This window comes from Archangium violaceum Cb vi76, from assembly GCF_000733295.1.
Classification (GTDB): Bacteria; Myxococcota; Myxococcia; order Myxococcales; family Myxococcaceae; genus Archangium; species Archangium violaceum.
On record NZ_JPMI01000008.1, the window covers coordinates 41,881 to 65,655 of the forward strand.

Below are 23,775 nucleotides of genomic sequence, written 5' to 3' on the forward strand. Positions count from 1 at the left end.
GCTTTCAGAAGAGGTAGGCCACGCTGGCCAGGAACGTCCAATGGCCCTCGCTCCAGAAGTCACCCGACCACGCGTGGGGCTGCTCGCCATCGCCGCCGCTCTTCTCCCAGTAGTAGCTGGTCTTGAGCACATAGGGCGGCAGCGGCCGGAAGTTCAGGCCGAGCGTCAGCCGCGCCACGTCTCCCGTGGTGATGAACTCCGTGTCGGTGTCCTTCTCCTCGTAGCGCAGCGAGGCCGTGAAGTGGCCCTCCTTCCACTCGTCCGGCAGCAGCCGGAAGAAGGGCTCGATGCGGAAGCGGTAGTTGGCCTGCCCGTAGAAGCCGAACATCCCCGTGGGCACCCGATCGCGCGTGTTGGCATTCGAGTTGTTCGGGAAGCCCTGCACGTAGCCGGGATCGATGAAGGCGCGCACCACCTCGCCCGTCAGGTCCAGCGCGCCGAGCCGCCAGAAGACATCGGCGTTGATCATGTTCACCCGGCGGCCCTCGACGTCATACGCGCCCGTGTAGCCGGAGAGGCCCGCCTCCAGCCCCAGGAAGGGCGAGACGGACACGCGGCCGGTGATGGCCTTGTCGCTGTTGTTGTCCTCCAGGTGGCTGCCGCGTGCCGCCCGGAAGCCCTGCCCGTCGAGGATCTTCGCATCCAGGCCGTTGACCGCGTACACCTCGTAGGACAGCCGCCAGTCCTGGCCCAGATCGAAGCCACCGAGGAAGCCCGCGCCGGACTCGAACCAGGTGGTGGGAACGATCGTCGTGTACGCGATGGGCCGCTCGGGCAGTTCCTGCGCCGGCGCGTCGTGCCGCAGGTTGTACGCCCCCACCGGCACCAGGATGACGCCCGCCCGGAAGGTGGCCCAGTCCGTCAACATCAGGTCCACCACCGAGAACTCGAGCAGCACCTCGCCCGCGCCCAGGAGGCCGTCGCGCTTGAGCGGACTGCCCGCGAACTCGAACTCGATCTCCGTCGCCGTGGAGACGCGCTCGGAGATGTGGCTGTAGACGAAGAGCACGTACCGGTGCGCACGGAACGTGGTCACACCCTGCTGGGGCACGATGAAGTCGTGCTCGGCGTAGCCACCCAGCGTCGTCCGATCGAGGATCGCCGCCGCCCTCTGCGCCAGCGTGGTGGTGGGCTGGAGCCGCTCGGTGAAGGTGTCCTGCGCCGTCTGGCCGGCTGTCTCGGCATCGGACGCCGGAGCCTTCGTGCCCGTCCCGGCCGGATCCTCCAGGCCCTCCAGCTCCAGGCGGGGGCCCTCGTCCTGTTTCGGTTGCTCCTCGGCGGGAACACGGGGCGCGTCCTCCGCCGGCCGGGCGGGCATGGAGCCCTCTTCTCGCGCGAGGCCCGTGAGGGGCACGAACAGCAGGGACAACAGGAACAGGTGATGGCGGCCTGGCACGGTGGCTCTCGAAGTCATACGCGTCACTCGCCCGTCTCGACGTCCACGCAGCGGCCACGCAGACACGTCTTGCCCGTGGCGCACTCGCTCTCCGGGGTAGAGCCCCCACAGCACACGCCCACGCATACGCAGCACACGGTGCCCTCGGGAGCGGTGCCCGCCAGACACCCGGGTGTCGCCTGGCAGCCCGGCGGATCCACGCACACCACGGCCTTGGGCGCGCTCGACTCGCCCACGTACGTGACCGTGCCGTAATACGAGTCCACCACCTGGCGGCCCGGACTCCCCATGTTGGTGTCGAAGTACTCGTAGACACCCGGCCGGGGGAAGGCGTAGCGCCAGTAGGAGTACGTCTGCCCGGACTCGGTCATCACGTTGTAGGGGCGCACCAGGTTGGGGCTGAAGAGCGGCGAGGGCGACGTCAGCGAGGTGATGTTGGTGGGCACTTCAGGCTGGTAGTTGCGGAACTCGACGATCTGCTCCGGCAGCATGGACAACCCGCCCGTCCGGGTGAACGCCTCCGTGCTGCCCTCCGGCACGTCCACCGTGAACCGCGGCCCGATGCACGTGGGCGTGATGGTGCGGTAGCGGCCGTCGATGGTGCGGTTGAGGGATACGGTGATGCGGGGCGCGCCCTTCGCCGAGTCCTGGACGGGCTGGAAGTCCGAGGGCACGGGGCCCTTGCACGCGGCGGCACAGAGCGCGAAGACGAGGAGGAGGCGGGCGCGCATCAGAGGACCTTCTCGGGGCGGGCCGGCGGCACGGGCCGGTAGTGGAAGAGAACGATGTCGTGGGCGTGCGAGCGCACACGCCGGTCGCACGTGAAGCGAGACACGGGCTCCAGGTGTGGCGCGAGCGCCTCGGCCCCGGGAGCGGTGGAGGTGACGTAGACGTCCGCTCCGGCGGCGGCCACGCGCTCCACTTCGCGGCGCAGCTGCTCGCCCGTGGCGGGACGGCCAGCACGGAAGTGAGGCACGTAGTGCTCGAAGAGCCGCGCCTCCTCGCCGGTGAAGAGCAGCGTGCCGGACGGTGCCAGCGTGGAGGACACGTGCGCCACCAGGCGCACCGCGGGCGAGGGCTCCCGGCCCTGCTCGAGCGCCACGGGCAGCATGACGGCCACGGTGCTCACGGCGAGGGCTCCGGCCACGGAGAGGGACACCCGGGACGGCCGGACGCGGGCGAGCACCGCCACGCCCACCGCGGCCAGCAGCGCCAGCGCGAGCACCACGGGCAGGGCATGGCGCGCCTTGAGCAGGTTCTGCCCGAGGAACATCCACACGGCGTAGGGGCCACCGAACGCCAGGGCCAGCAGGGCCACACGACGCTCGGTGACGGACAGGGACGCCCGGAGCGCCGCATGGGCGAGCGCCACCAGGGCTCCGGTCAGGCCGAACGCCAGGAGGAGCCGCGCGGCCAGCACGGCCACGGAGTCCTCCCCCACGCCGGGCCAGGGAAGCCCGAGGCCCGCGGCCAGGATGTCGAAGCCGAAGTGCTCCAGGCGCCAGCCGAGGTCCGGGCGCACGGCCACGGTGCCGCCCCACTTGCCCGCATGGCCGAGCAGGAAGCCCGAGCAGATGCGCGGCAATTCCGCCGGGCCCGTGAGGACCACCAGGGGAACCAGCCACGCCCCCACGCCCATTCCGCTGCCCGCGAGCGCCGCCAACCGCCGGCCGCGAGGCACCACCAGGGCGAGCCCGAGCAACGCCGGGAGAAACGAGGGCCGGGCTCCGAGCGCCACGCCCGCCACCGCGCCCGCCAGCACCGCCGCTCGAGGCGAGGCGTCAGCCACCTTCAGTGCCGCACAGGCGGCGAGCACCAGGAACGCGAGGCCCGTCCCATCGGAGCCAGGGGTGGCGCCGAAGAGCACGGGCAGGGGCAACAGGGCCAGCAGGGCCGCGGCCACCAGCGCCCCGGCGGCCCCGAGGTACGGCCGCAGCACGAAGCCCAGCGCGCCAATGGCCACCGCTCCGAGGACCACCCCGGGCAGGGCCAGCGCCAGCACCTCGGAGGCACCCGCCACCGAGGCCAGCCGGGCCAGGGCCACGTACACGGGGTAGCCCGGGAAGTGCGGCGCCTGCGCGGCGAGCTCGAAGCGGCCGAGGGAACGCGCGAAGTTCACCGCGTCCAGGTCCGGCAGGAGCCTGGGCAGTGCGAGCACTCGCGCCACCACTCCGGCCCCTACCACCAAGGCGAGGACACCAGCGAAGGCCCGGGAAGGCACGGAGTGATTGATTTTGAGATTCATTCTCAAAAACAGAGAATACATGACCTACTACGCCCTCGAGCAGGTGGTCAAGCAGAGGAGAGCGGTAGCGCCAGCGGGCCAGCGCATGTGACAGAGGGAGGCCATGACGCCGAGTGCCCTGCTGATGGTGATCCTGGCCGCCGCACCCGCTCCACGACTCCGCACCGAGACGCGTCCGATGATGGGGACGACGGTCACGGTGACGCTGGTGGGAGGCACGCCAGAGAAGGCGCGCGAGGGGTTCGACGCGGCCTTCGGCGCCTTCGAGCGCGTCAACCGGGTGATGAACGAGTGGCGCCCGGACAGCGAGCTGTCGGCGGTGAACCGCAAGGCGGGAGATGGGGAGTGGGTGGCGGTACCCGAGGACCTGTGCGCGGCGCTGCGGCGCGCGGTGCGGGGGGCGGAACAGACGGGAGGCCTGTTCGATCCGACGTGGGCGGCGCTGCGGGGGATGTGGAGATTCGGGACGGACCTGACCCCCGCCCTGCCGGACGAGGCCGGGTTGAAGAAGCGATGCGCGCTCATCTCGTACAAGGACCTGGAGTTCGCGCCGGCGGCGGACGGAGGGGCGCCCGGGTGCGGAGTGCGGCTGAAGCGCGCGGGGATGCAGTTGGGGTTGGGAGGGTTGGCGAAGGGCTGGGGCGTGGACGAGGCGGTGAAGAAGCTGCGGGGACAGGGCTTCAAGGACTTCTTCGTGCAGGCCGGGGGAGACTTCTACGCGGCGGGGAAGAAGGAGGGGCGCCCGTGGAAGGTGGGGATCCGGGATCCGCGCGGCGAGCCGGACAGCGCCTTCGCGGTGCTCGAGGTCTCCGACGCGGCGTTCTCGACCAGCGGGGACTACGAGCACTTCTTCGTGCTGGAGGGCAAGCGCTACCACCACATCATCGATCCGCGGACGTGCTCCCCGGCGACGGCCTCACGCTCGGCGACGGTGCTCGCGCCGAGCGCGGTGGACGCGGAGGTGCTGACGAAGTCCGTGTTCATCCTCGGGGGCCAGGAGGGACTGTCGCTCGCGGAGCAACACGGCGCTTCCGCCGTGGTGGTGACGGCCGACAACCAGGTGCGGGTGTCGCCCCGGCTGGAGAAGAAACTGAAACGGCTGAAGCCCCCGAGTCATTAGAGGGAGCACGGTGCTTCCTGCTATCCTGGGCTCCAACCTCATTCGTGGAGAGCCTATGCGGTGGTGGCCCCTCCCCCTCCTTCTGGTGTTCTTCGGCTCGGCCCAGGCCCTGGCTCGAGGCAATAGCGCCAGCTCCGCGCGCATCGTCACCGACGATGTCGCGCGCTTCTGGAAGGTCTTCGATCGCACCACACCGAAGTTCCCCGCCAAGGACTTCGACAAGCAGTACCTCGCACGTGGAAGCCAGGGGCTGAAGGACTTCACGAAGCTACGGATTGGAGACGCGGACAAGCTGGCGGCCACGGTCCGCTCCAGGCCGCGCTATTACGCCTCCGTGCGGGCCCACACCTTGCGCATCCGCTCCATGGAGGGCCGCATCCGCTCCAGCTTCCACGCACTCGAGAAGCTCTACCCCGAGGCGGTCTTCCCGAATGTGTACTTCGTGATCGGACGCATGAGCGCCGTCGGGACCGTCTCCGAGCACGGGCTGTTGCTCGGAGCCGAGATGTTTGGCCTCACCCCGGAAACGCCCTTCGACGAGCTCGAGGACTGGCATCGCGAGGCGCTGCAGCGCTTCGAGGACATCCCGTACGTCGTGGCTCACGAGCTCGTCCACTTCCAGCAGCCCGAGGCCCCCGAGAAGACGACGCTCCTGGCCAGTGCGCTCGATGAGGGCGCCGCGGACTTCGTCGCCGAGCTCATCTCCGGCCGCCACCTCAATGCCCACCTGCACACCTTCGGCAACGCCCGCGAGCGCGAGTTGTGGGAGGAGTTCCGCCAGAAGATGCGGGGCGAGGACGTCTCCGGTTGGCTCTACGAAACGGCGCCAGGACGGCCCACCAACCTGGGCTACTGGATGGGCTACCGCATCGTCCAGGCCTACTACGAACGCTCGACGGACAAGCGAGCGGCCCTGCGCCAGATCCTCCACCTGCGCGATCCCGAGGCCTTCCTCGCGGCCAGCGGCTACGCCGAGCGCTTCCGCGACCGAGCAGCCGGAGAACCCTGAAGGGGGTTCGTTGAACTTTCTCGGACAAACCCGTATTGATGGAAGGTTGTATGAGCCACGCTTCAGCGCAGACGAGTGACTCCTGGAAGCCCCTGCTGTCCGGCCCCCTCCAAGCCGAGGCCCTGAAGGTGGCGGAAGCCATCACCCAGGACGTCGCGAATCTGTCCCTGGAGGGACTGCCCTGGGGGTTGCTCGAAGGCCACCCGGGTTACGCCCTCTTCTTCGAGATGGCGTCTCGCACGCTGAAGCCGGAGCTGCTGGACAAGGTAGTCGAATGCCTCCAGGCCGGCACGGAGGCCTTCGCCCGCGCCAAATGGCACCAGTTGGATCTCCACGGCGGACTGGGCGGTCTGGGTTGGGTGGCGGCCCACCTCGCCCGGCGCTACCCCTCGCTGGACGTGGAGGATCTCTGTGCGCCCGTGGACGAGCATCTGAACGCGGAGCTGAGCCGCACCCCGTGGGCCTACCCGTGTGACATCCGCTCCGGGCTGTCGGGCATGGGGCTCTACGTGCTCGAGCGTCTGCCCGCCCCGGGCGCGCGCCAGCTGCTGGCTCGCATGGTGGCCAAGGCGGAGGAGACCGCCGAGCGCTCCGAGGAGGGCATCACCTGGTCCATGCCCAGCTCGCACTGGGGCATCTACGGGCGCAACTCCCAGTTCCCCCAGGGCCTGTACACCATGGGGGTGGCCCACGGCATCCCCGGCATGATGGCCTTCCTGGCCGCCGTCCACGCGTCGGGCATCGAGCAGGAGCGGTGCGCGGCGCTGCTCGACGCCGGCTTCCGCTGGATCGCCAACCGCTCCAATCCCGAGGGACACCCCGGTTTCCCTCACTACTTCCACGGACGTGAGCGCGTCATGGATGACCGCTTCAGCTGGTGCGTGGGCTCGCCCGGCATCATCGCCGGGTTGTGGTGGGCCGCCCGCACCTGGGGACACCCCGGCTGGCGCGAGCGCACCCAGGAGTGGGCCGTCCACATCGCCCGCGAGGCCCTGGAGCGCCAGCCCGTGCGCGGCTCCTCCAACCTGTGCTGCGGCAGCGCGGGCGCCGCCCAGGTCTTCATCCGGCTCCACCAGGAGAATCCCCACCCCGCCTTCGAGGAGGCCGCGGTCCGGTGGATCCAGCACACGCTCGCGCTGCGTCAGCCCGGGCTGGGCATCGGGGGCTACTGCTTCGAGCAGGATCCGACGAAGCCCTCCCCCAACATCCAGTTCGGTGCCGCGGGCGTGGCCCTCACGCTCCTGGCCGCCGCCACCCCGGTCGAGCCGGATTGGGATCAGTGCTTCCTCTTCTCCGTCAAGGCCCCTTCCCTCCCCACCGCCGCGCCCTGAGCCATGCACCTCGGCATTCTCGACTTCTGTCCGATCCGCAAGGGCCACCTGCCCTACGAAAGCATCCACGAGACCATCCGGCTGGCCCAGGAGGCGGATGCGCTGGGGATGTCGCGTTTCTGGCTCGCCGAGCACCATGAGCTGGCCTACGCCCATCACGCCCCGGACATCATGGCGGCCCTCCTCGCCGGCGCCACCGATCGGATCCGCATCGGCGTGGCGGGCATGCTGCTCAAGCTCCACAGCCCCATGCGGGTGGCCAAGGCCTTCCGTCTGATGGAGTCGCTCTTCCCCGGGCGGATCGATCTCGGCATGGCGGGCGGCGAGGCCGAGCCGGCCGTCATCGACGCCATGCGCGACCGCTCGCAGCCGCTGCCGGAGATGCGCGCGGAGTACCCGCAGCGCGTCCTGCGGCTGGTGGAGCTCATCCGCGGGCAGTCCCCCCTCGTGTTCAACCCCCTGGGCACGCCCACCCCTCCCCTGTGGATGCTCGGCATGTCCAGCCTGGACACCGCGCGGCTGGCGGCGCACCAGGGCATGAACTTCGGCTTCTCGCTCGCCCACCCCCAGAGCCGGGACAACCCCAGCGTCACCGCCTGCTACCTGGAGGAGTTCCGCCCCGCTCCGCACCAGCCCCAGCCCGGGCTCGTCGTCGCGGTGACGGGCCTCTGCGCGGAGACCGAGGAGGAGGCCCGCCGCCTCGCCGGTGCGCACGCGGAGCACAACCGCGAGGGGCTCGCCCTCATTGGCAACCCGGCGCAATGCCGCGAGCGGATGGAAGAGATCTGCCACCGCTATCGCACCCAGGAGCTCGTCTTCCTGGATCTCGCGCCGGATGCCGAGTCCCGCCTGCGCTGCTACCGCCTCCTCGCCTCCGAGCTCCGCCTCTCCGTGCCCGCCCCCGCCCCGCGCGTCGAGAAGAGCGCCTAGCGGAACACCTCGTGTCGCCCCTCTGGCGGCACAGGTGTGTTCCCTGGCCACATTTTCCACCATCAGAGGAAAAATGCAGCACAGGGGGTTGATAACCGCCCTCTTCCCGTGGAGAATAAGGAATCACCGCTTTCGCTGAGTGACCGGTCGTGACCGGTCCAGCCACACACGCGCTTCATCTATTCCATACATGAAAGCAGTTGTCGCAGGGGCCTGGCGGAGCATTCGCCGGCCCCTGTTGCGTTTGCACAGGTATGTCCAATGGGTACCCGCTCCTCCCCCGAAAAAAACGCAGTAGGGGGCTTGATGTCTGACTATTCCTGTGCGAATAAGGAATCACGGCTTTCACGGAGTTGCCGGCTGCATCCGGAATTCCCTGAAGAGCACCCACCCCCGTCTGGAAAGGTCATCCCATGAGCGAGATCAAGAAGCCCGAGCTGAAGGTGAAGCTGTCCCTCGAGAAGGAGACCCTCCGCGTTCTGGACGACACCCAGCTGCACCTGCTGGACGAAGTTGTCGGTGGCGTCGAGGCCCCCGCGGACCCCTGCAACACCACCCGCTGCTTCACGAGCTGTGGCTCCGGCAGCTGCACCGGCGGCGCCACGAAGCTCGAGTAATACCGCTCCATCCTTCATTCAAAGCAGTTGTCGCAGGGGCCTGGCGGAGCATTCGCCGGCCCCTGTTGCTTTTGCGGGCACGTCTGATTTGTAGCCTCCCGAGCTACGTGTAGCCTCTCAAGCAACAGCAAAAAAATGCAGTAGGGGGCTTGATGTCTGGCCATTCCTGTGCGAATAAAGAATCACTGCTTTCGCCGAGCTACCGGACGTATCCGGGATTCCCGGGAGAGCACCCACCCCCGTCTAGAGAGGTCATCCCATGAGCGAGATCAAGAAGCCCGAGCTGAAGGTGAAGCTGTCCCTCGAGAAGGAGACCCTCCGCGTTCTGGACGACACCCAGCTGCACCTGCTGGACGAGGTTGTCGGTGGCGTCGAGGCCCCCGCGGACCCCTGCAACACCACCCGCTGCTTCACGAGCTGTGGCTCCGGCAGCTGCACCGGTGGCGCCACGAAGCTCGAGTAATACCGCTCCATCCTTCATTCAAAGCAGTTGTCGCAGGGGCCTGGCGAAGCATTCGCCGGCCCCTGTTGCTTTTGCGGGCACGTCTGATTTGTAGCCTCCCGAGCTACGTGTAGCCTCTCAAGCAACAGTGAAATAATGCAGTAGGGGGCTTGATGTCTGGCCATTCCTATGCGAATAAAGAATCACTGCTTTCGCCGAGCTGCCGGATGTGTCCGGGATTCCCGGGAGAGCACCCACCCCCGTCTGGAGAGGTCATCCCATGAGCGAGATCAAGAAGCCCGAGCTGAAGGTGAAGCTGTCCCTCGAGAAGGAGACCCTGCGCGTTCTGGATGACAGCCAGCTGCACCTGCTGGACGAAGTCGTGGGTGGCGTCGAGGCCCCGGCGGAGCCCTGCAACACCACCCGCTGCTTCACGAGCTGCGGCACCGGTAGCTGCACCGGCGGCGCCACGAAGCTCGAGTAGCTCGCGGTATTCGAGCACCGAGCCGTTCCGAGCTGGTTCTTCAAGGGGCGAAAGGAGTCCTTCGGGATTCCGATCGCCCCTTGTTGTTTTCAACGTGGAAGCCTGCTGGCACCATGAGCAACACCATGTCTTCTGCCCGGTCTGGTTCGTCCGAGAGATTCATCCCCGCGGGTTTCTTCGCCTTCCGGACTCCGCTGCTTCCGTTCGATGCCCTGGTGGAGTTGTTGGGGGCGGGAAGCGGAGGGGGTTGGAGTGACGAGGCCCTGCGCCGCTCGCGCGAGCGGCTGCGCCAGTGGGTGGAGGAGCCCGTCGTCCGGGAAGCGCTCTTCCTCGCCTCGCCCAGCCTGGATGAGAGCCTGTCCATCTGGCTCAGCGCGCCGGAGTCGGAGCGTGGGCAGAAGGTGGAGCGGTCGCTGGTGCGCTACTTCTCGCGCATGGCGGGCCGCGCGACGCCCTTCGGGCTGTTCGCCTCCAATGGCGTGGGACGCGTGGACACGGCGACGCGGCTGAGCATTGGCGGGCGCGGCACGCTGCGCAAGCACACGCGGCTGGACGCGGAATATGTCTGGTCCCTCGCGGAGGCGCTGCAGCGTCAGCCGGAGGTGCGGGAGTCGCTGCGCTTCTTCCGCAGCACCAGCATCCACGCCACGCCCAACCAGTACCGCTACGTCGAGGCCCGTCAGTCCGGGGAGAAGCGCACCTATGGGCTGGTGGCCGTCGCGCGCTCGTCCCACCTGGACGCCGTCCTCGAGCGGGCGCGCACGGGCGCCACGCTGGCGGAACTGGCCCAGCTCCTGGTGGACGCGGAGCCGGATCTCTCCCTGGAGGAGGCCCGGCAGTACATCGAGTCCCTGGCCGAGTCCCAGCTCCTGGAGCCGGAGTTCGCCCCGCCCCTGACGGGTCCCGAGCCCGTCCCCGCCCTGCTCACCCAGACGCGGCGGCTCGCCCCGCTCGCCTCCGTGAGCGAGCGGCTGGCCTCCGTACAGGCCATGCTCCAGAAGATGGACGAGATGGCCCCGGGGCTCGGGCCCGAGTCCTACCGGGAGGTGGCCCACGCCCTGGAGGGACTGCCGGTCCCCGTGGAGGTGGGGCGTCTGTTCCAGGTGGACACCCTCCGCCCGAATGCCGGCGTCACGCTGTCCCAGCGCGTAACGGACGAGCTGCTGCGCGGCGTGGAGGTCATCCGGCGCATCACCCCGCGCACGGAGACGTTGGAGCCGCTGCGCCAGTTCCGCGAGCGGTTCGTCGCGCGCTACGAGGAGCGCTCGGTGCCCCTGCTGGAGGCCCTGGACGAGGAGCGCGGCATCGGCTTCGCGCTCGACGCGCGCCCCGGCGCCGCCACGGGTCCGCTGCTCCAGGGGTTCGCCTTCCCCTTGCGAGGCAGGGATCAGGCCCGCGTGGATCGGCGCTGGCCGTACCTGCTGCGCCTGGTCGACTCGGTCCACCGCGGCGGCCGCCAGGAGCTCGCGCTCACCCCCGAGGACGTGGATGCCCTGGAGGTGGAGGATCCCATCCAGTTGCCGGACTCGCTCGGCCTGGCGGGCACGCTCGCGGGGCGCTCGGCCGAGGCGGTGGATCGCGGGGAGTTCCGCTTCCTGCTCGACTTCCTCTATGGGCCCTCCGGTGCCACGCTCCTGGGGCGCTTCTGCCAGGGGGACCCGGAGCTGACGGCCCTGGTGCGCCAGCACCTGGAGGCCGAGGAGGCGCTGCGCCCCCATGCCGTCTTCGCCGAGGTCGTCCACATGCCGGACGATCGGCGCATGGGCAACATCCTGGGCCGCCCCAACCTGCGGCGGCATGATCTCGTCTTCATGGGCCAGTCCGGGCTGCCCGGGGAGGCCCGCATCGAGCCCGAGGATCTCCTGCTCTCCGTGGAGGGAACGCGGCTGGTGCTGCGCTCGCGGCGGCTGGGCAAGGAGGTCATCCCCCGGCTGACGAGCGCCCACAACTTCGCCATGTACGGGCTGGGGGTGTACCGCTTCCTGTCGATCCTCCAGGCGCAGGATGGGCAGGGCGGCGCCTTCCACTGGGGCCTGTTGCAGCACTCGCCCTTCCTGCCGCGGGTGACGTACAGGAAGATGGTGCTGTCGCTGGCGCGGTGGAACGTGGATCGCGCGCAGTTGCAGGAGTGGAGCCGGCCCCAGGGCGCCGAGCGCTTCGAGGCCGTGCAGCGCTTCCGCCAGGCCATGCGGCTGCCCAGGTGGATCTGCCTGCGTGACGGCGACAACCTGCTGCCCATCGATCTGGACAGCCCGCTGAGTGTGAACACCCTCGTGCACCTGGTGAAGGATCGGTCGCTGGCGACGCTCGAGGAGATGTTCCCGGGCGTCGACGAGCTGCCGGTGGAGGGCAGCGACGGGCGGTACGTGAACAGCCTGGTGATTCCCTTCGTCCGGGCTCCCGCCACGCAGCCGTCCGCCCCGGCCACCCCGCGCGAGAGGCCGGCCCCGCCGCCGCTCCGCCGCCGCTTCCCGCCCGGCTCCGAGTGGCTCTACCTCAAGCTGTACGCGGGCGCGGCGAGCGTGGATCGGCTGCTGCGCAACGAGCTGGGGGACACCATCCGCGAGGTGCTGGCCTCGGGCGCGGCGGATCGCTGGTTCTTCCTCCGCTACCGGGATCCCGACTTCCACCTGCGGTTGCGCTTCCACGGAGACCCCTCGCGCCTGCAGTCGGAGGTGTGGCCGCGGCTGAGGGACACCTGCGAGAAGGTGCTCGAGGAGGGCACGGGCTGGCGCCTGCAACTGGACACGTACGAGCGCGAGGTGGAGCGCTACGGAGGCCCCGCCGGCATCGAGCTGGCGGAGGAGCTCTTCGCGGCCGACAGCTCGGCGGCGCTCGAGCTGGTACGGGCCTATGGCGGAGACCGCGGAGCGGATCTGCGCTGGCGCCTGCTGCTCAAGGGCATGGACCTGATGCTGGACGACCTGGGGCTGCCACTGGCCGAGCGGCTGTCCGTCGTGCAGGCGATGCGCACCGGCTTCGGGGCGGAGTTCAGCGTGGACCGCAGCACCCGGTTCGAGGAGCAGCTCAGCCAGCGCATGCGCCGCGAGCGCAAGGTGCTGGAGACGATCCTCTCGGCCGGGCAGGCGTCCACGGGTCCGCTCCAGCCCGGGCTGGCCGCCTTCCAGCAGCGCAGCGCCCGCGTGAAGCCGGTGGCCGAGCGGCTGCGGCTCGCCGCCGAACAGGGCGCGCTGACGGTGTCAATCAAGGGCCTGGCCGAGAGCCTGCTCCACATGCAGGTGAACCGCGTCCTCGCCGATGAGCACCGGCGCCACGAGCTCATCCTTTATGACTTCCTGACGAGGTTGTACCGTTCCGCTCTCGCAAGGGGACGATAGATGAGCGCGGCACCAGAGCGATTGTTCCGCCAGGAAGCCCTGGAACATCACGGGCGGAGCGAAGTGCAGGGCAGTCTGCTGAAGCTCACCCCCATCTGGGCCCGGGTCGCCTATTGGCTGGTGTTGGTCTTGTGCGTGACGGTGGGCGTGGGGCTGGCGATCGTCAGCATCCACGACTATGCCCAGGGGCCGGTGCTCATCCAGGTGAAGGGGCTGGAGGAAGTGAGCGCCACCTCGGGGGGCCGGGTGAGCCGGATCCTCGTCAAGCGCGGGCAGCAGGTCCGCGCGGGCGAGCCGCTGGTGGAGCTGTACTCCGGAGGCGAGACGGCGGAGCTGGAGCGCGCCAACGAGGAGTTCCGCGCCCAGTTGGCGGCGCGGCTGTTGGATCCCCAGGACGGAGCGGCGCGCCAGTCCCTGGCCAGCCTGCGTGCGCAACTGGATCTGAGTGGCGCACGCCTGTCGGAGCGCACCCTCAAGGCGACCGTGGATGGGTGGGTGCGGGAGATCCGCGTGCGCGAGGGCCAGCACATCTCGGTGGGAGACCGGGTGGCCACGCTCATGAAGGAGGGCACCGAGTCGTATGCACTGGCGCTGGTGCCCGGCCAATACCGGCCCATGCTCCAGCAGGGGCAGAGCATGCGCCTGGAGCTGCAGGGCTTCGCCTACCTCTACCAGGACCTCGAGGTGACGCACGTGAGTGACGAGCTCCTGGGGCCCGCCGAGGTGAAGCGCTACCTGGGCGCCGACCTGGGTGATGTGGTCACGCTCACCGGGCCCGTGGTGGCCGTGGAGGCCCGCCTGCCGCACGACACCTTCCGCGTCCAACACTACAACTACCGCTTCTACAACGGCATGCTGGGCACGGCCCGGGTCCGGGTCCGCAGCCGCAACGGATGGTCCATGCTGATCCCCGCGATCGATCTGCTCCGGAGGGACCGTGGCTGAGCAGCAGGAGCCGAAGGAGCCGAAGCACTCGCCCTCGCTGGCGGAGCGATTCCCGGCCCTGGCGAGGTTGGGCAGTGGCCTGCGCAAGCGCCGCATCCGCTTCGTGGCCCAGGTCACCGCGGTGGACTGCGCGGCGGCGTGTCTGGCGATGGTGCTGGGCTATTGGGGCCGGCAGATGCGCCTGGAGGAGGTCCAGCGCGCCGCCGGCCTGCTGAACCTGCATGGCGTGAACGCGCGGGCCCTGCTCGAGGCGGGCCGCCGCTTCGGCCTGACGGGACGCGCGGCCCAGGTGGAGATCGACAGCCTGGGGGCGCTGCCCATCGGGAGCATCCTCCACTGGGAGTTCCGCCACTTCGTCGTCTTCGAGGGGCTGACGCGGCAGGGCGTGCAGGTGGTGGATCCGGCCTATGGCCGCCGCTACCTGTCCATGGAGCAGTTCCGCAAGTCCTTCACCGGCATCGCCCTGCTGTTCGAGCCGTCGGAGACCTTCGAGACGGGCACGGCCGTGCGGGGTCCGAGCCGCTACCTGCGCAGCCTGCTGGAGGCACGCCCCATCCTCCTGCGCGTGCTGGTGATGTCGCTGCTGTTGCAGTTCTTCGCCCTCGCGCTGCCCTCGCTCACCGGGGCGTTGGTGGACTTCGTCATCCCCACGGGAGACCTGTCCATGCTCACCCTCCTGTCGGTGGGGATGGGCGTGCTGCTCGTCTTCCAGTTCCTGTCCACCATGGTGCGCTCGCACCTGCTGCTGCACCTGCGCACGCACCTGGACGCGCGCCTGACGGTGGGCTTCCTGGATCACCTCGTCCACCTGCCCTTCGCCTTCTTCCTGCTGCGCTCCTCGGGAGACCTGATCGCCCGGCTCAACAGCAACGCCACCGTGCGCGAGCTGCTCACGTCCGGGGCGCTCTCGGCGCTGCTGGACGGAATGCTGGCCACCACCTACCTCTTCCTCCTGCTGGCCATGAACTGGAAGCTGGGCCTGCTGGCGGTGGGCCTGGCGCTGGCGCAGGTGCTCGTCTTCATCCTGTCGCGCGAGCGGCAGCGCGAGCTGATGTCCCGGGACCTGGAGGTCTCGGCCGCGGCGCGTGGCTACGAGGTGGAGATGATGACGGGCATGCAGACCATCAAGTGCCTGGGTGTGGAGACGCGCTCGGTGCAGCACTGGTCCAACCTCTACGTGGATGTGCTCAACGTGTCGCTGGAGCGCGGGCGCGTGGACGCACTCGTGGAGTCCCTCACGGGCGTGCTGCGCCTGGGCTCTCCGCTGATCCTCCTGATCGTCGGCACCCACCAGGTGATGCAGGAGCAACTGCGGCTGGGCGAGATGCTGGCGCTCAACGCGCTGGCGGTGGGCTTCCTCGTGCCCATCGCCAACCTGGTGACCAATGCGTTCCGGGTGCAGTTGGTGGGCACCTACCTGGAGCGCGTGGACGACGTGCTGGAGACGCCGCTGGAGCAGCAGTCGGGCACGGCGCGCCGGAGCATCGAGCTGCGCGGTGGCATCCAGCTCGACAATGTCTCATTCCGCTACGGGCCCCTCTCCCCCATGGTGGTCCAGGACATCTCGGTGAAGATCCAGCCCGGACAGTTCGTCGCCATCGTGGGACGCTCGGGCGCGGGCAAGTCCACGCTCGCCCACCTGTTGCTCGGGCTCTACCAGCCCACCGCGGGGAGCATCTTCTTCGACGACGCACCGCTGGCGGAGCTGGACGTCTACGAGCTGCGCCAGCAGCTGGGGGTGGTGCTGCAGAACCCCATCCTGTTCCGCGGGGACATCCGCCGGAACATCGCGTACGTGGATCCCTCGCTGCCGCTGCAGTCGGTGATGGCGGCCGCCAAGTTCGCCCAGGTGCACGACGACATCATGGCGATGCCCATGCAGTACGACACCCTGCTCAGCGAGTCGGGCAGCTCCGTGTCGGGCGGGCAGCGCCAGCGCATCGCCCTGGCCCGGGCCTTGGCGTGCGATCCGGCCATCCTGCTGCTGGACGAGGCGACGAACGCGCTGGACGTGAAGACGGAGCGCGCGGTGCAGGAAGCACTCGCCCAGCTCCAGTGCACCCGCGTGGTGATTGCCCACCGGCTGACCACCGTGGAGCGGGCGGATGTCATCCTCGTGATGGAGAAGGGGCGCCTGGTGGAACAGGGCTCGCACGCCGAGCTGATCGCCCGCCGTGGCTTCTACTACGAGCTGGTCGCCGCGCAGCAGGTGGGTGACCTGGCGGCGTGAGGTTCCCGCCCCCGGCCTCCAGCGGCCTACGGCTTGGCCGCCGTGGGCCCCGGGGGAGTCAGTGCCGGCAGGCTCACGTCCACCACCAGGCCGATGGGGATGCGCCCGCGTAGCTCCGGGGAGAGCTCCAGCCGGGCCTCGGCGCGCAGGTGGCGGGAGGAGGGATCCAACTCCGGGGAGATGCGATCCACCACGCCCTTGAGGGGCTGGGGCAGCCGAGCCACGTGCACCCACACCTCACTGCCCGGACGCAGAAGCGTGGCCAGGGCCTGGGGAACGGCGAAGCGCAGCCGGAGATCCTCCCGCACGAGCCGGAGGATGGGCGTCGCCCGGTTCACCAGCATCCCCGGCTGGACGTACTGCTCCGAGACGATGCCCGTGAAGGGGGCACGGATGCGCGCCTGCTCCAACGTCTCGGTGGCCACGGCCACCTGCGCCTTCATCTCCGCGAGCTTCGCCTTGGCGAGATTCAGGTCCACGGAGGCGAGCTGCACGCCCTGCTCCGCGGTCTCCACCTCCTCGCCCGCGGCGTAGGAACGGATCTGCTGCTGGCGTTGGGACTTCTGCTTCGCGTGCTCGAGCTGCAGGACGGCACGCGCATGCTCGGCCTCGGCGGCCTGCAGTTGCGCCTGGCGGGCGGAGAGCTCCAACTGCCACACCCGCGTCTCCAGGATCGCCACCACCTGGCCCGCCTCGACACGATCCCCCAGGTGGGCCTTCACCTGATCCAACCGCCCCTCCACCAGGGGTGCGAGATCCAACGTCTGGCTGGCGGCGATGACACCGACGAGCGGAGCGGCCCGAGGCGCGGGCGCCACCGGCGGGGCGCTCTCCGTGGAAACGGGAGGAGCAACGGGCTGGGCCGCGGCGGCGCCCATACCCAACGTGGCCAGACAGGTGAGAACCCACCGTGAAGAAGACGCCATGCGCCCATTGTCGCGTGAGCGGGGCCCTACCCGCCAGGAGCCTCTTGCCCAGGCGAGGCGGAAAAGAAGGATTCCTTGCATCAGGCGTCACCGCCTGCCCGCTCGGCCCTCTCCCGTGGGAGAGGGCGGGCCGGGCGCTAATCGAAGAGGCCCTGGAGATAGAAGCGGCCATCCCTCGCGTCCCGGAACACCCACGCCGGGCCCAGTCCCTCGAAGTGCACCCGATAGTAGTCCCGGCTGTACGGCCTCGCGTCCCACCAGTCCCCGCTCAGCCGCTCCGGGCCCACCAGCGCCATCACCCGGCGCCTCCGGCCTCCCAGCCTCGCCGCCAGCAACTCCCCCGAGGCCGTCATCTCCACGTCGATCGTCGCCGGTGTCCCCAGCATCCGCGAGGGCCGCTCCCGCATCACCTCGGGCACCGGCTCCGCCGCTTCCACGGGTTGGAGCAATTCGCCTTCCAGTCCGCGCCTCATGGGCGGTGGCCGGAAGGTCTTCGTCTCATACGCCTCCTCGGGCCGGTGCGTGTCCTCCAGCGCCGCCATGAAGAGCGCGTCCTCTCCCAGCGCCGTCGCCAGCCTCGAGAGCACCACCTCCAGTGCCGCGTCTCCCTCGGGTGCATCCCCCAGAGAGAGTTGCTGGCCCCGGTCCTCACAGTCCTCCTCCACCCGGAGGATCAGCCCCGCCACCGGTCCCTCGAGCCGCACGTCCGACAGCCGGTGCCGCGTCAGCTCCAGCAGCATCTTCGCCTGCGCCGTCGGCCTCGCCAGCGTCAGCGGCACCACCGCCTGTCCCGACGGGTCCAGCTTCAACGTCAGGTTCATCCGCACCGCCGCGCGCTTCCGGCCTCCCAGCCGTCCGCACAGCCGGTCCAGCACCGTCTTCAGCGCGAACTGCAGCGGCTCCAGCGACTCGGCCGGCCACTCCAACGTCAGCTGCTCCTCCAGCACCTCCTCCAGCACCTCCGCGATGAACGGGGTCTCATCCCCTCCCCGGCAGCGCGCGTGCGCCCTCATCCCCGCCGCCCCGCCTCGCGCCGTCACCGCCCCCACCGGCAGCCCCGCCACCTCGCCCAGCGTCATCAGCCCGAGCGCCGCGAACGCCGTCTGCTCCGGGCCCTCCAGCGCGCTCAGCGGCAGTGGCGCCAGCGCCCTCGCGCTCTCTCCTTCCGGCACCACGCTCATCCGCGGCGCCCCATGTCTCGCCAGCGCCCTCGCGGTGAACTTCTCCGAGGCCACCACCACCCGCCCCCTCCACCCCAGCTCCGAGCACTGCGCCAGCACCTTCGCGCACAGCCCCTCCTCCCCCTTCGCCAGGTGGGCCGCGCTCGCGTCGAACCACAGCCCGTCCGGCTCCGACAGTTGGAAGCCCGGCGCCAGCCCCATCAGCATCTCGCCAATGCCCACCAGCGCCCGCCGCTCCTCCTCGGGCCGGTACGGAAAATGTCTCAGCGCCGGCTCCAGCGCCGTCGCCGCCGTCACCGTCATCCCCTGCTTCACTCCCGCCTTCAGCGCACTCGTGGACGCGCACGCCACCCGCTGCTGGCCTCGCACCTCCTCCACCAGCACGAAGGGCTTGCCCGCCAGCTCCGGCAGCTCGATGACCTTGCGCTGCACCGGGAAGCGCGAAAAGTGCAGAAACCCCAGCCGCATCTCCGTTCCCCTCCCCTCGACTCAGTGCAGCGCCGAGCCCGCGTCCAGGCTCGCGCGCAGCGACGGCATCGGCGCGTCACGCCCCGGGCGCTGCCACGGGATTCCCCGGTGTCCCTCGGACGGGGGCCGCTCCCTCGGGAGCTCCGGCACCGTCACCTCCTCCGCTGGCGGCAGCTCCGCACCCCACGGGGTCTCCCCGCCCTCCAGCTCCGGATAGAGCGCCTTCCACGGCACCAGCGTCCGAGCCCCGATCCCGCCCTGCCGGCTTCGCACCACCTCCACCGACAGGCCCTCGTCGTCCCGCGCCTCCGTGCGCAGCCTCATCATCCCGTCCCCCGGGGCCTCCGGCGCCGTCAGCAGCAGCAGCAGGCTCCCTCCCCGCACCGCCGCGTCCATCAGCCGCTTGCCCTCCGCCGGGGACAGGCGCACTCCGCTCGCGCCCTTCGGGCCTCGCGTCAGATCCAACACCACGCACGCGAACGCCCCACTCCTCACCAGCTGCACCGCGGACCACGCCAGCTGCTCCGCCGTCTTCGGCCGCACGATCAGCAGCCGGGCGGGGTCTACCCCCGCCGCCATCGCCGCTGGCGGGTAGAGCTCCCCAGGTCCGTCCACGTACGCGCACAGCCGCCCTTCCCGGTGCGCCGACGCCATCGCCCTCAACGCCAGGCTCGTCCTCCCCGACGCCGCCTCTCCCCACAGCTCCACCACCTGCCCCAACGGCAGCCCTCCCCCCGGCAGCAGCTCGTCGAAGGCCTCCACCCCCGTCCTCAGCGCCGCCAGGTACTTCCTCGGCGCCGCTTGCAACCGGCGGATCTGCTCCTTCAGCGCCTCCACCGTCACCGACACCTTCTCGGCCGTCGCACTCATCACGTCCCCCGTCCCACACTGGACCTGAAACTAGGTTCAGTATGACGAGCGGGCTGACATGCGCCAGAAAATGTCGCCTGGTGATCAGCCGGGCGCGTTCTTTTTCACGGTTTCCAGGTTAGTTGGCGCAAAGCAGTTTCACTTCCAACTTCTGGTCCGTCGGCTGCCTCGGACACGAGGACTGGAAGTACAGCCTCGCCGCCCTCCCCTCCGCCGATGGCTCGTACGTCAGGTCTCCCCCCGCCACGCTGCACGTCTGCACCGTGCCGTCCTCCCTCGTCACCCTCACCTGCGCCAGCCTCGCGTCCGGCAGGTTCACCACCTCGATGCTCTGCGACGTCCTCGCCAACGTCGCGATCGACACCAGCGTCTCCCGGAAGCTCGGCCGGCAGATGGAGTCCAGGTTCTTCAGCCCTGTATCGAACTGTGACGCCATCTCCTTCTGCCGGAATCCCGGCCCATACGACGTCGGGCAGTCCACGTTGCGCACGAACGTCCCCTGCGGCGTCCGATCCAGCACCGTCCCCACCTCCTTGTCCGTCAGCCCCACCGGGCCAATCGTCGCCCACAGCACCTCGCGCGCCGACCCCCTCCCGTCGTCCAGGTTCCGGAAGATCCGCACGTACTCGCGCACCGGCGTCAGCCGATCCGACTGCTCACTGCACAAGTCCCGGCTGGTGTCCTCCGTGAGGAGCACCGGCGGCGGCCGCTCCGTCGAGCTGCAGTCCTCCTCGTCCGACACCACCACCACCAACAGCCGCGCCCCATCCCGCAGGAAGCCTCCGTTGCCTCCCTCCCCCACCGGCGTCGTCGACAGGGGCGGCGTCACCGCCAGCCGCGCCGCCTCGAAGGGCGTCTCCTGCCCACTTCCACTCGTCCCCACCTTCACCAGGCGGCGGAACTTCGCCAGGAGGTCCGGATCGCTCTCGTCCAGGTAGCGTTCGGCCGTGGGCCGCTCCCGCTCGTCGGGCACCGGCCTCAGCCTCCCCGCCTGATCGGGAAAATCCGTCAGCTGCTCGCGGTTATCATAGAACGCGCGCAGGTAGACCGACGTCGTGATGACGCCCACGCGGAAGTCCTGCTCCACGCCGCTCCCCCGCTGGAGCTCCTCCAGGAACGCGGGCAGCTCGGAGGCAATGGCCGCCTGCTCCTCGGCCATCGAACCCGAGTTGTCGATGACGAAGAGCAGATCCGTCTTCTGGGCCGAGATCAGCGGGGCGTCCGCCTGACACCGGCCTGGCAGCGTGGAGCCGGGCTCCTCCACCGGCGATGTACACGCCACGCCCCACAGGGCGGTGGCCAACAGCGCGCTCGTACGGATGGACTGCATCATGGGGGGGTCTCCTGGGAACGTGGCCGGATGTAGCGCGCACCGGTCCACGGACAAAGGGGGGTCCAACGAACATGCCCCACATCCGGGGGGATGTGCGAGCAACCGTCCGGGATCCGACGACCTTCACGAAAAACGCAGGCCACGTTTGCCATGTGCGTTTTGGTTGCTACGTTGAGTCAACTCTCACAGAAGATCGACAACTAAGTTGTTTGACCGGCTCGGAAGCTGTCCGGCCGGGCTGGAAACCGAGGCATCGACTACATGTCCGACGACAAGAAGAAGGGTTCCGGCGCTGCGGCCATGCCGGCCGCGATGGCGCCCCCGGGGATGATCAACAAGGAGGACATTCCACAGGTCCTGCCGATCCTCCCCCTGCGTAATTCAGTGTTCTTTCCGGGCGGCGTGCTGCCGCTCGCGGTGGGGCGGCAGAAGACGATCGCCCTCATCAAGGACGCGGTGCGTGACGACCAGGTGATCGGCGTCGTCACCCAGCGCCGCGCCGAGGAGGAGGACCCGGGCGCGTCCGACCTCTACACGATGGGCACCGTGGCCCGCATCGTGAAGCTCCTCAAGATGGGCGAGGACAACTACTCCCTCGTCGTCCAGGGTCTGGCGCGCTTCCGCGTCATGGACCTGGTCCAGGAGGCCCCCTACCTCAAGGCCCGCGTGGAGGCCGTGGAGGATCGGACGTCGGCGGAGAACGTCGAGGTCGAGGCCCTGGGCATCAACCTCAAGAAGCTGGCGCGCGAGGTCATCGAGCTGATGCCCGAGCTGCCCGCCGCGGCCACCGAGCTGGTCGAGTCCATCACCCACCCCGGCCACCTGGCGGACCTCATCGCCGCCAACGTGGACGTGCCCATCGAGGAGAAGCAGGCCGTCCTCGAGACGGTGGACCTCAAGGCCCGGATGAAGCTCGTGCTCGAGCTGCTCAACCGCAAGCGCGAGATCCTCAAGCTCTCCAACAAGATCGACTCCGCCGTGAAGGGCGAGATGTCGAAGACCCAGCGCGAGTACTACCTGCGCCAGCAGCTCAAGGCGATCAAGGAAGAGCTCGGCGAGATGGGCGAGGAGGAGGAGGAGCTCGACGAGCTGCAGGAGCGCCTGAAGAAGGCCGGCCTGCCGCCCGAGGTGGAGAAGGTGGCCAACAAGGAGCTCAACCGCCTGAAGACGATTCCGGCGGCCTCCAGCGAGTACACCGTCGCGCGCACCTACCTGGATTGGATCGCCGACCTGCCCTGGGCCAAGCTCAGCGAGGACAACCTCGACATCGAGAACGCCCGGCAGACGCTGGACAAGGACCACTACGGCATCAAGAAGGTGAAGAAGCGCATCCTGGAGTACCTGGCGGTGCGCAAGCTCAAGAACGACATGCGGGGGCCCATCCTCTGCCTGGTGGGGCCGCCGGGTGTCGGTAAGACGTCGCTGGGTCAGAGCATCGCCAAGGCGGTGGGCCGCAAGTTCGTGCGCCTGTCGCTCGGCGGCGTGCGTGACGAGGCGGAGATCCGTGGCCACCGGCGTACCTACGTCGGCGCGCTGCCGGGCCGGTTCATCCAGAGCATGAAGAAGGCCGGGACCAAGAACCCGGTCATGATGCTCGATGAGATCGACAAGCTCGGCGCGGACTTCCGCGGCGACCCGAGCGCGGCCCTCCTCGAGGTGCTGGACCCGGAGCAGAACAACACGTTCAGCGACCACTACCTGGACGTGGCGTTCGATCTGTCCAAGGTGCTCTTCATCGCCACGGCGAACCAGCTGGATCCGATCCCTGGCCCGCTCCGTGACCGCATGGAGATCATCGAGCTGTCCGGCTACACCTTCGAGGAGAAGCAGAGCATCGCCCGCATCCACCTGGTGCCCAAGCAGCTCAAGGAGCACGGGCTCAATTCGGACCACATCACCATCACCGATGAGGCCCTGCTCACGCTGACCACCGCGTATACGCGCGAGGCCGGTGTGCGTAACCTCGAGCGGCGCATCGCGGACATCTGCCGCGCCGTGGCGGTGGAGGTGGCCGGCGGGAAGACCGACAAGCAGAACATCGATGGCAACCGGGTGAAGGAGATCCTGGGGCCCGAGATGTTCTACTCCGAGGTCGCCGAGCGCACCGAGGTGCCGGGCGTGTCCACGGGTCTGGCCTGGACGGCGGCCGGTGGAGACCTGCTCTTCATCGAGGCGACCAAGATGGCGGGCAAGGGCGGCATGACGCTCACCGGCCAGCTGGGCGACGTGATGAAGGAGAGCGCCACGGCCGCGCTGAGCTACCTGCGCAGCAAGGCGGAGGTGCTGGGCATCAGCCCGAACTTCCTCGAGAAGACGGACCTGCACCTGCACTTCCCCGCGGGCTCCATCCCCAAGGATGGTCCCTCGGCCGGCGTGACGATCCTCACCGCGCTCACCAGCCTCCTCACGGGCATCCGGGTGCGCGGCGATACGGCGATGACGGGCGAGGCCACGCTGCGTGGCCTGGTGCTGCCGGTGGGCGGCATCAAGGAGAAGGTGCTCGCGGCTCACCGCGCCGGCATCAAGCGCGTCATCCTCCCGGAGCGCTGCCGCAAGGACCTGCAGGACGTGCCGGATCAGGCGAAGAACGACATCGAGTTCATCTTCGCCACCCGCATGGACGAGGTCCTCGATGCCGCGCTGGAGACCTCCCCTTTCAAGAAGGGCGTCACCGAGGAGGAGAAGGCGGTGCCGCCCCAGACGGAGCCGGCTCCCGAGGTCCGAGCGTAACGCGGCCCTGAGCCAGAGCTGATGTAGATGGCGGGCAGGTCTCCAAACAGGGGGCCTGCCCGTTGTCATTTGGTGGGGTATCCGTCCCCTGGGATGTGCCCGTGTATGCTCCCTCTCCCCCTGGGAGAGGGTTGGGGTGAGGGTGGGAACGCCGAGTCACCGGCCGGGGTCCGAGGAGAC

General features: G+C 69.3%; 18 protein-coding genes. 11 read left to right on the top strand and 7 right to left on the bottom strand.

All coding sequences use genetic code 11. The features are described 5' to 3' along the window. Window positions 1-4 precede the first annotated feature (4 nt). The 3 genes from Q664_RS01940 to Q664_RS01950 are packed head-to-tail and all read right to left on the bottom strand — an operon-like array spanning window position 5 to window position 3,641. Complete coding sequence (locus tag Q664_RS01940; protein WP_152621851.1) at window positions 5-1,414, bottom strand: porin family protein; 1,410 nt, start codon at window positions 1,412-1,414, stop codon at window positions 5-7. A 5-nt stretch (window positions 1,415-1,419) separates the two neighbouring features. Further along, entirely contained in the window at window positions 1,420-2,127 is a 708-nt protein-coding gene (locus Q664_RS01945; protein ID WP_043389207.1) for a hypothetical protein, read from the bottom strand. Next, window positions 2,127-3,641 (bottom strand): glycosyltransferase family 39 protein, encoded by a 1,515-nt coding sequence (locus Q664_RS01950; RefSeq protein WP_043389209.1) that lies wholly within the window; start codon window positions 3,639-3,641, stop codon window positions 2,127-2,129. The genes Q664_RS01945 and Q664_RS01950 overlap by 1 nt, the downstream gene beginning before the upstream one ends. 103 nt (window positions 3,642-3,744) lie before the next feature. Here Q664_RS01950 and Q664_RS01955 point away from each other — a divergent pair, with 103 nt between their 5' ends. From Q664_RS01955 to Q664_RS02000, 10 genes are all read left to right on the top strand, one after another. Further along, a complete protein-coding gene (locus Q664_RS01955) occupies window positions 3,745-4,761 on the top strand; it encodes an FAD:protein FMN transferase (RefSeq protein WP_043389213.1) in 1,017 nt (338 codons plus the stop codon). 55 nt (window positions 4,762-4,816) lie between these two features. Beyond that, window positions 4,817-5,770, top strand: a complete 954-nt coding sequence (locus Q664_RS01960; protein ID WP_052517554.1) for a gliding motility protein GldB-related protein — start codon at window positions 4,817-4,819, stop codon at window positions 5,768-5,770. 50 nt (window positions 5,771-5,820) lie between these two features. After that, complete coding sequence (locus tag Q664_RS01965; protein ID WP_043389215.1) at window positions 5,821-7,101, top strand: lanthionine synthetase C family protein; 1,281 nt, start codon at window positions 5,821-5,823, stop codon at window positions 7,099-7,101. A gap of 3 nt (window positions 7,102-7,104) precedes the next feature. Beyond that, entirely contained in the window at window positions 7,105-8,031 is a 927-nt protein-coding gene (locus Q664_RS01970) for an MsnO8 family LLM class oxidoreductase (RefSeq protein WP_052517555.1), read from the top strand. 413 nt (window positions 8,032-8,444) lie between these two features. Next, window positions 8,445-8,648, top strand: a complete 204-nt coding sequence (locus Q664_RS01975) for a hypothetical protein (RefSeq protein ID WP_043389218.1) — start codon at window positions 8,445-8,447, stop codon at window positions 8,646-8,648. Between the two features lie 259 nt (window positions 8,649-8,907). Continuing rightward, window positions 8,908-9,111, top strand: a complete 204-nt coding sequence (locus Q664_RS01980) for a hypothetical protein (RefSeq protein ID WP_043389218.1) — start codon at window positions 8,908-8,910, stop codon at window positions 9,109-9,111. Between the two features lie 259 nt (window positions 9,112-9,370). After that, window positions 9,371-9,574 carry a hypothetical protein gene (locus Q664_RS01985; protein WP_043389220.1) on the top strand — a complete coding sequence of 68 codons (204 nt, stop codon included), beginning with the start codon at window positions 9,371-9,373 and terminating at the stop codon, window positions 9,572-9,574. A gap of 125 nt (window positions 9,575-9,699) precedes the next feature. Continuing rightward, window positions 9,700-12,912: a lantibiotic dehydratase gene (locus Q664_RS01990; RefSeq protein ID WP_052517565.1), complete on the top strand. Its 3,213-nt coding sequence runs from the start codon at window positions 9,700-9,702 to the stop codon at window positions 12,910-12,912. Next, window positions 12,913-13,857 carry an efflux RND transporter periplasmic adaptor subunit gene (locus Q664_RS01995; protein WP_043389222.1) on the top strand — a complete coding sequence of 315 codons (945 nt, stop codon included), beginning with the start codon at window positions 12,913-12,915 and terminating at the stop codon, window positions 13,855-13,857. After that, window positions 13,850-16,087: a peptidase domain-containing ABC transporter gene (locus Q664_RS02000; RefSeq protein WP_043389226.1), complete on the top strand. Its 2,238-nt coding sequence runs from the start codon at window positions 13,850-13,852 to the stop codon at window positions 16,085-16,087. Before Q664_RS01995 ends, Q664_RS02000 begins: the two co-directional genes overlap by 8 nt. A 26-nt stretch (window positions 16,088-16,113) precedes the next feature. On the opposite strand, the gene Q664_RS02005 is transcribed toward Q664_RS02000, so the two are convergent. The 4 genes from Q664_RS02005 to Q664_RS02020 form a co-directional block, all read right to left on the bottom strand. Beyond that, complete coding sequence (locus Q664_RS02005; RefSeq protein WP_052517556.1) at window positions 16,114-17,013, bottom strand: efflux RND transporter periplasmic adaptor subunit; 900 nt, start codon at window positions 17,011-17,013, stop codon at window positions 16,114-16,116. A 137-nt stretch (window positions 17,014-17,150) separates the two neighbouring features. Further along, window positions 17,151-18,662, bottom strand: a complete 1,512-nt coding sequence (locus Q664_RS02010; protein ID WP_043389229.1) for a Y-family DNA polymerase — start codon at window positions 18,660-18,662, stop codon at window positions 17,151-17,153. 21 nt (window positions 18,663-18,683) lie between these two features. Continuing rightward, complete coding sequence (locus tag Q664_RS02015) at window positions 18,684-19,532, bottom strand: ImuA family protein (protein WP_043389231.1); 849 nt, start codon at window positions 19,530-19,532, stop codon at window positions 18,684-18,686. 118 nt (window positions 19,533-19,650) lie between these two features. Next, window positions 19,651-20,865, bottom strand: a complete 1,215-nt coding sequence (locus Q664_RS02020) for a vWA domain-containing protein (RefSeq protein WP_043389232.1) — start codon at window positions 20,863-20,865, stop codon at window positions 19,651-19,653. 261 nt (window positions 20,866-21,126) lie between these two features. Between Q664_RS02020 and lon the strand changes: the two genes are divergently transcribed. Further along, on the top strand, window positions 21,127-23,595 hold the full coding sequence (lon, locus tag Q664_RS02025) for an endopeptidase La (protein WP_043389234.1): 2,469 nt from the start codon (window positions 21,127-21,129) through the stop codon (window positions 23,593-23,595). The last annotated feature ends 180 nt before the right edge of the window (window positions 23,596-23,775 follow it).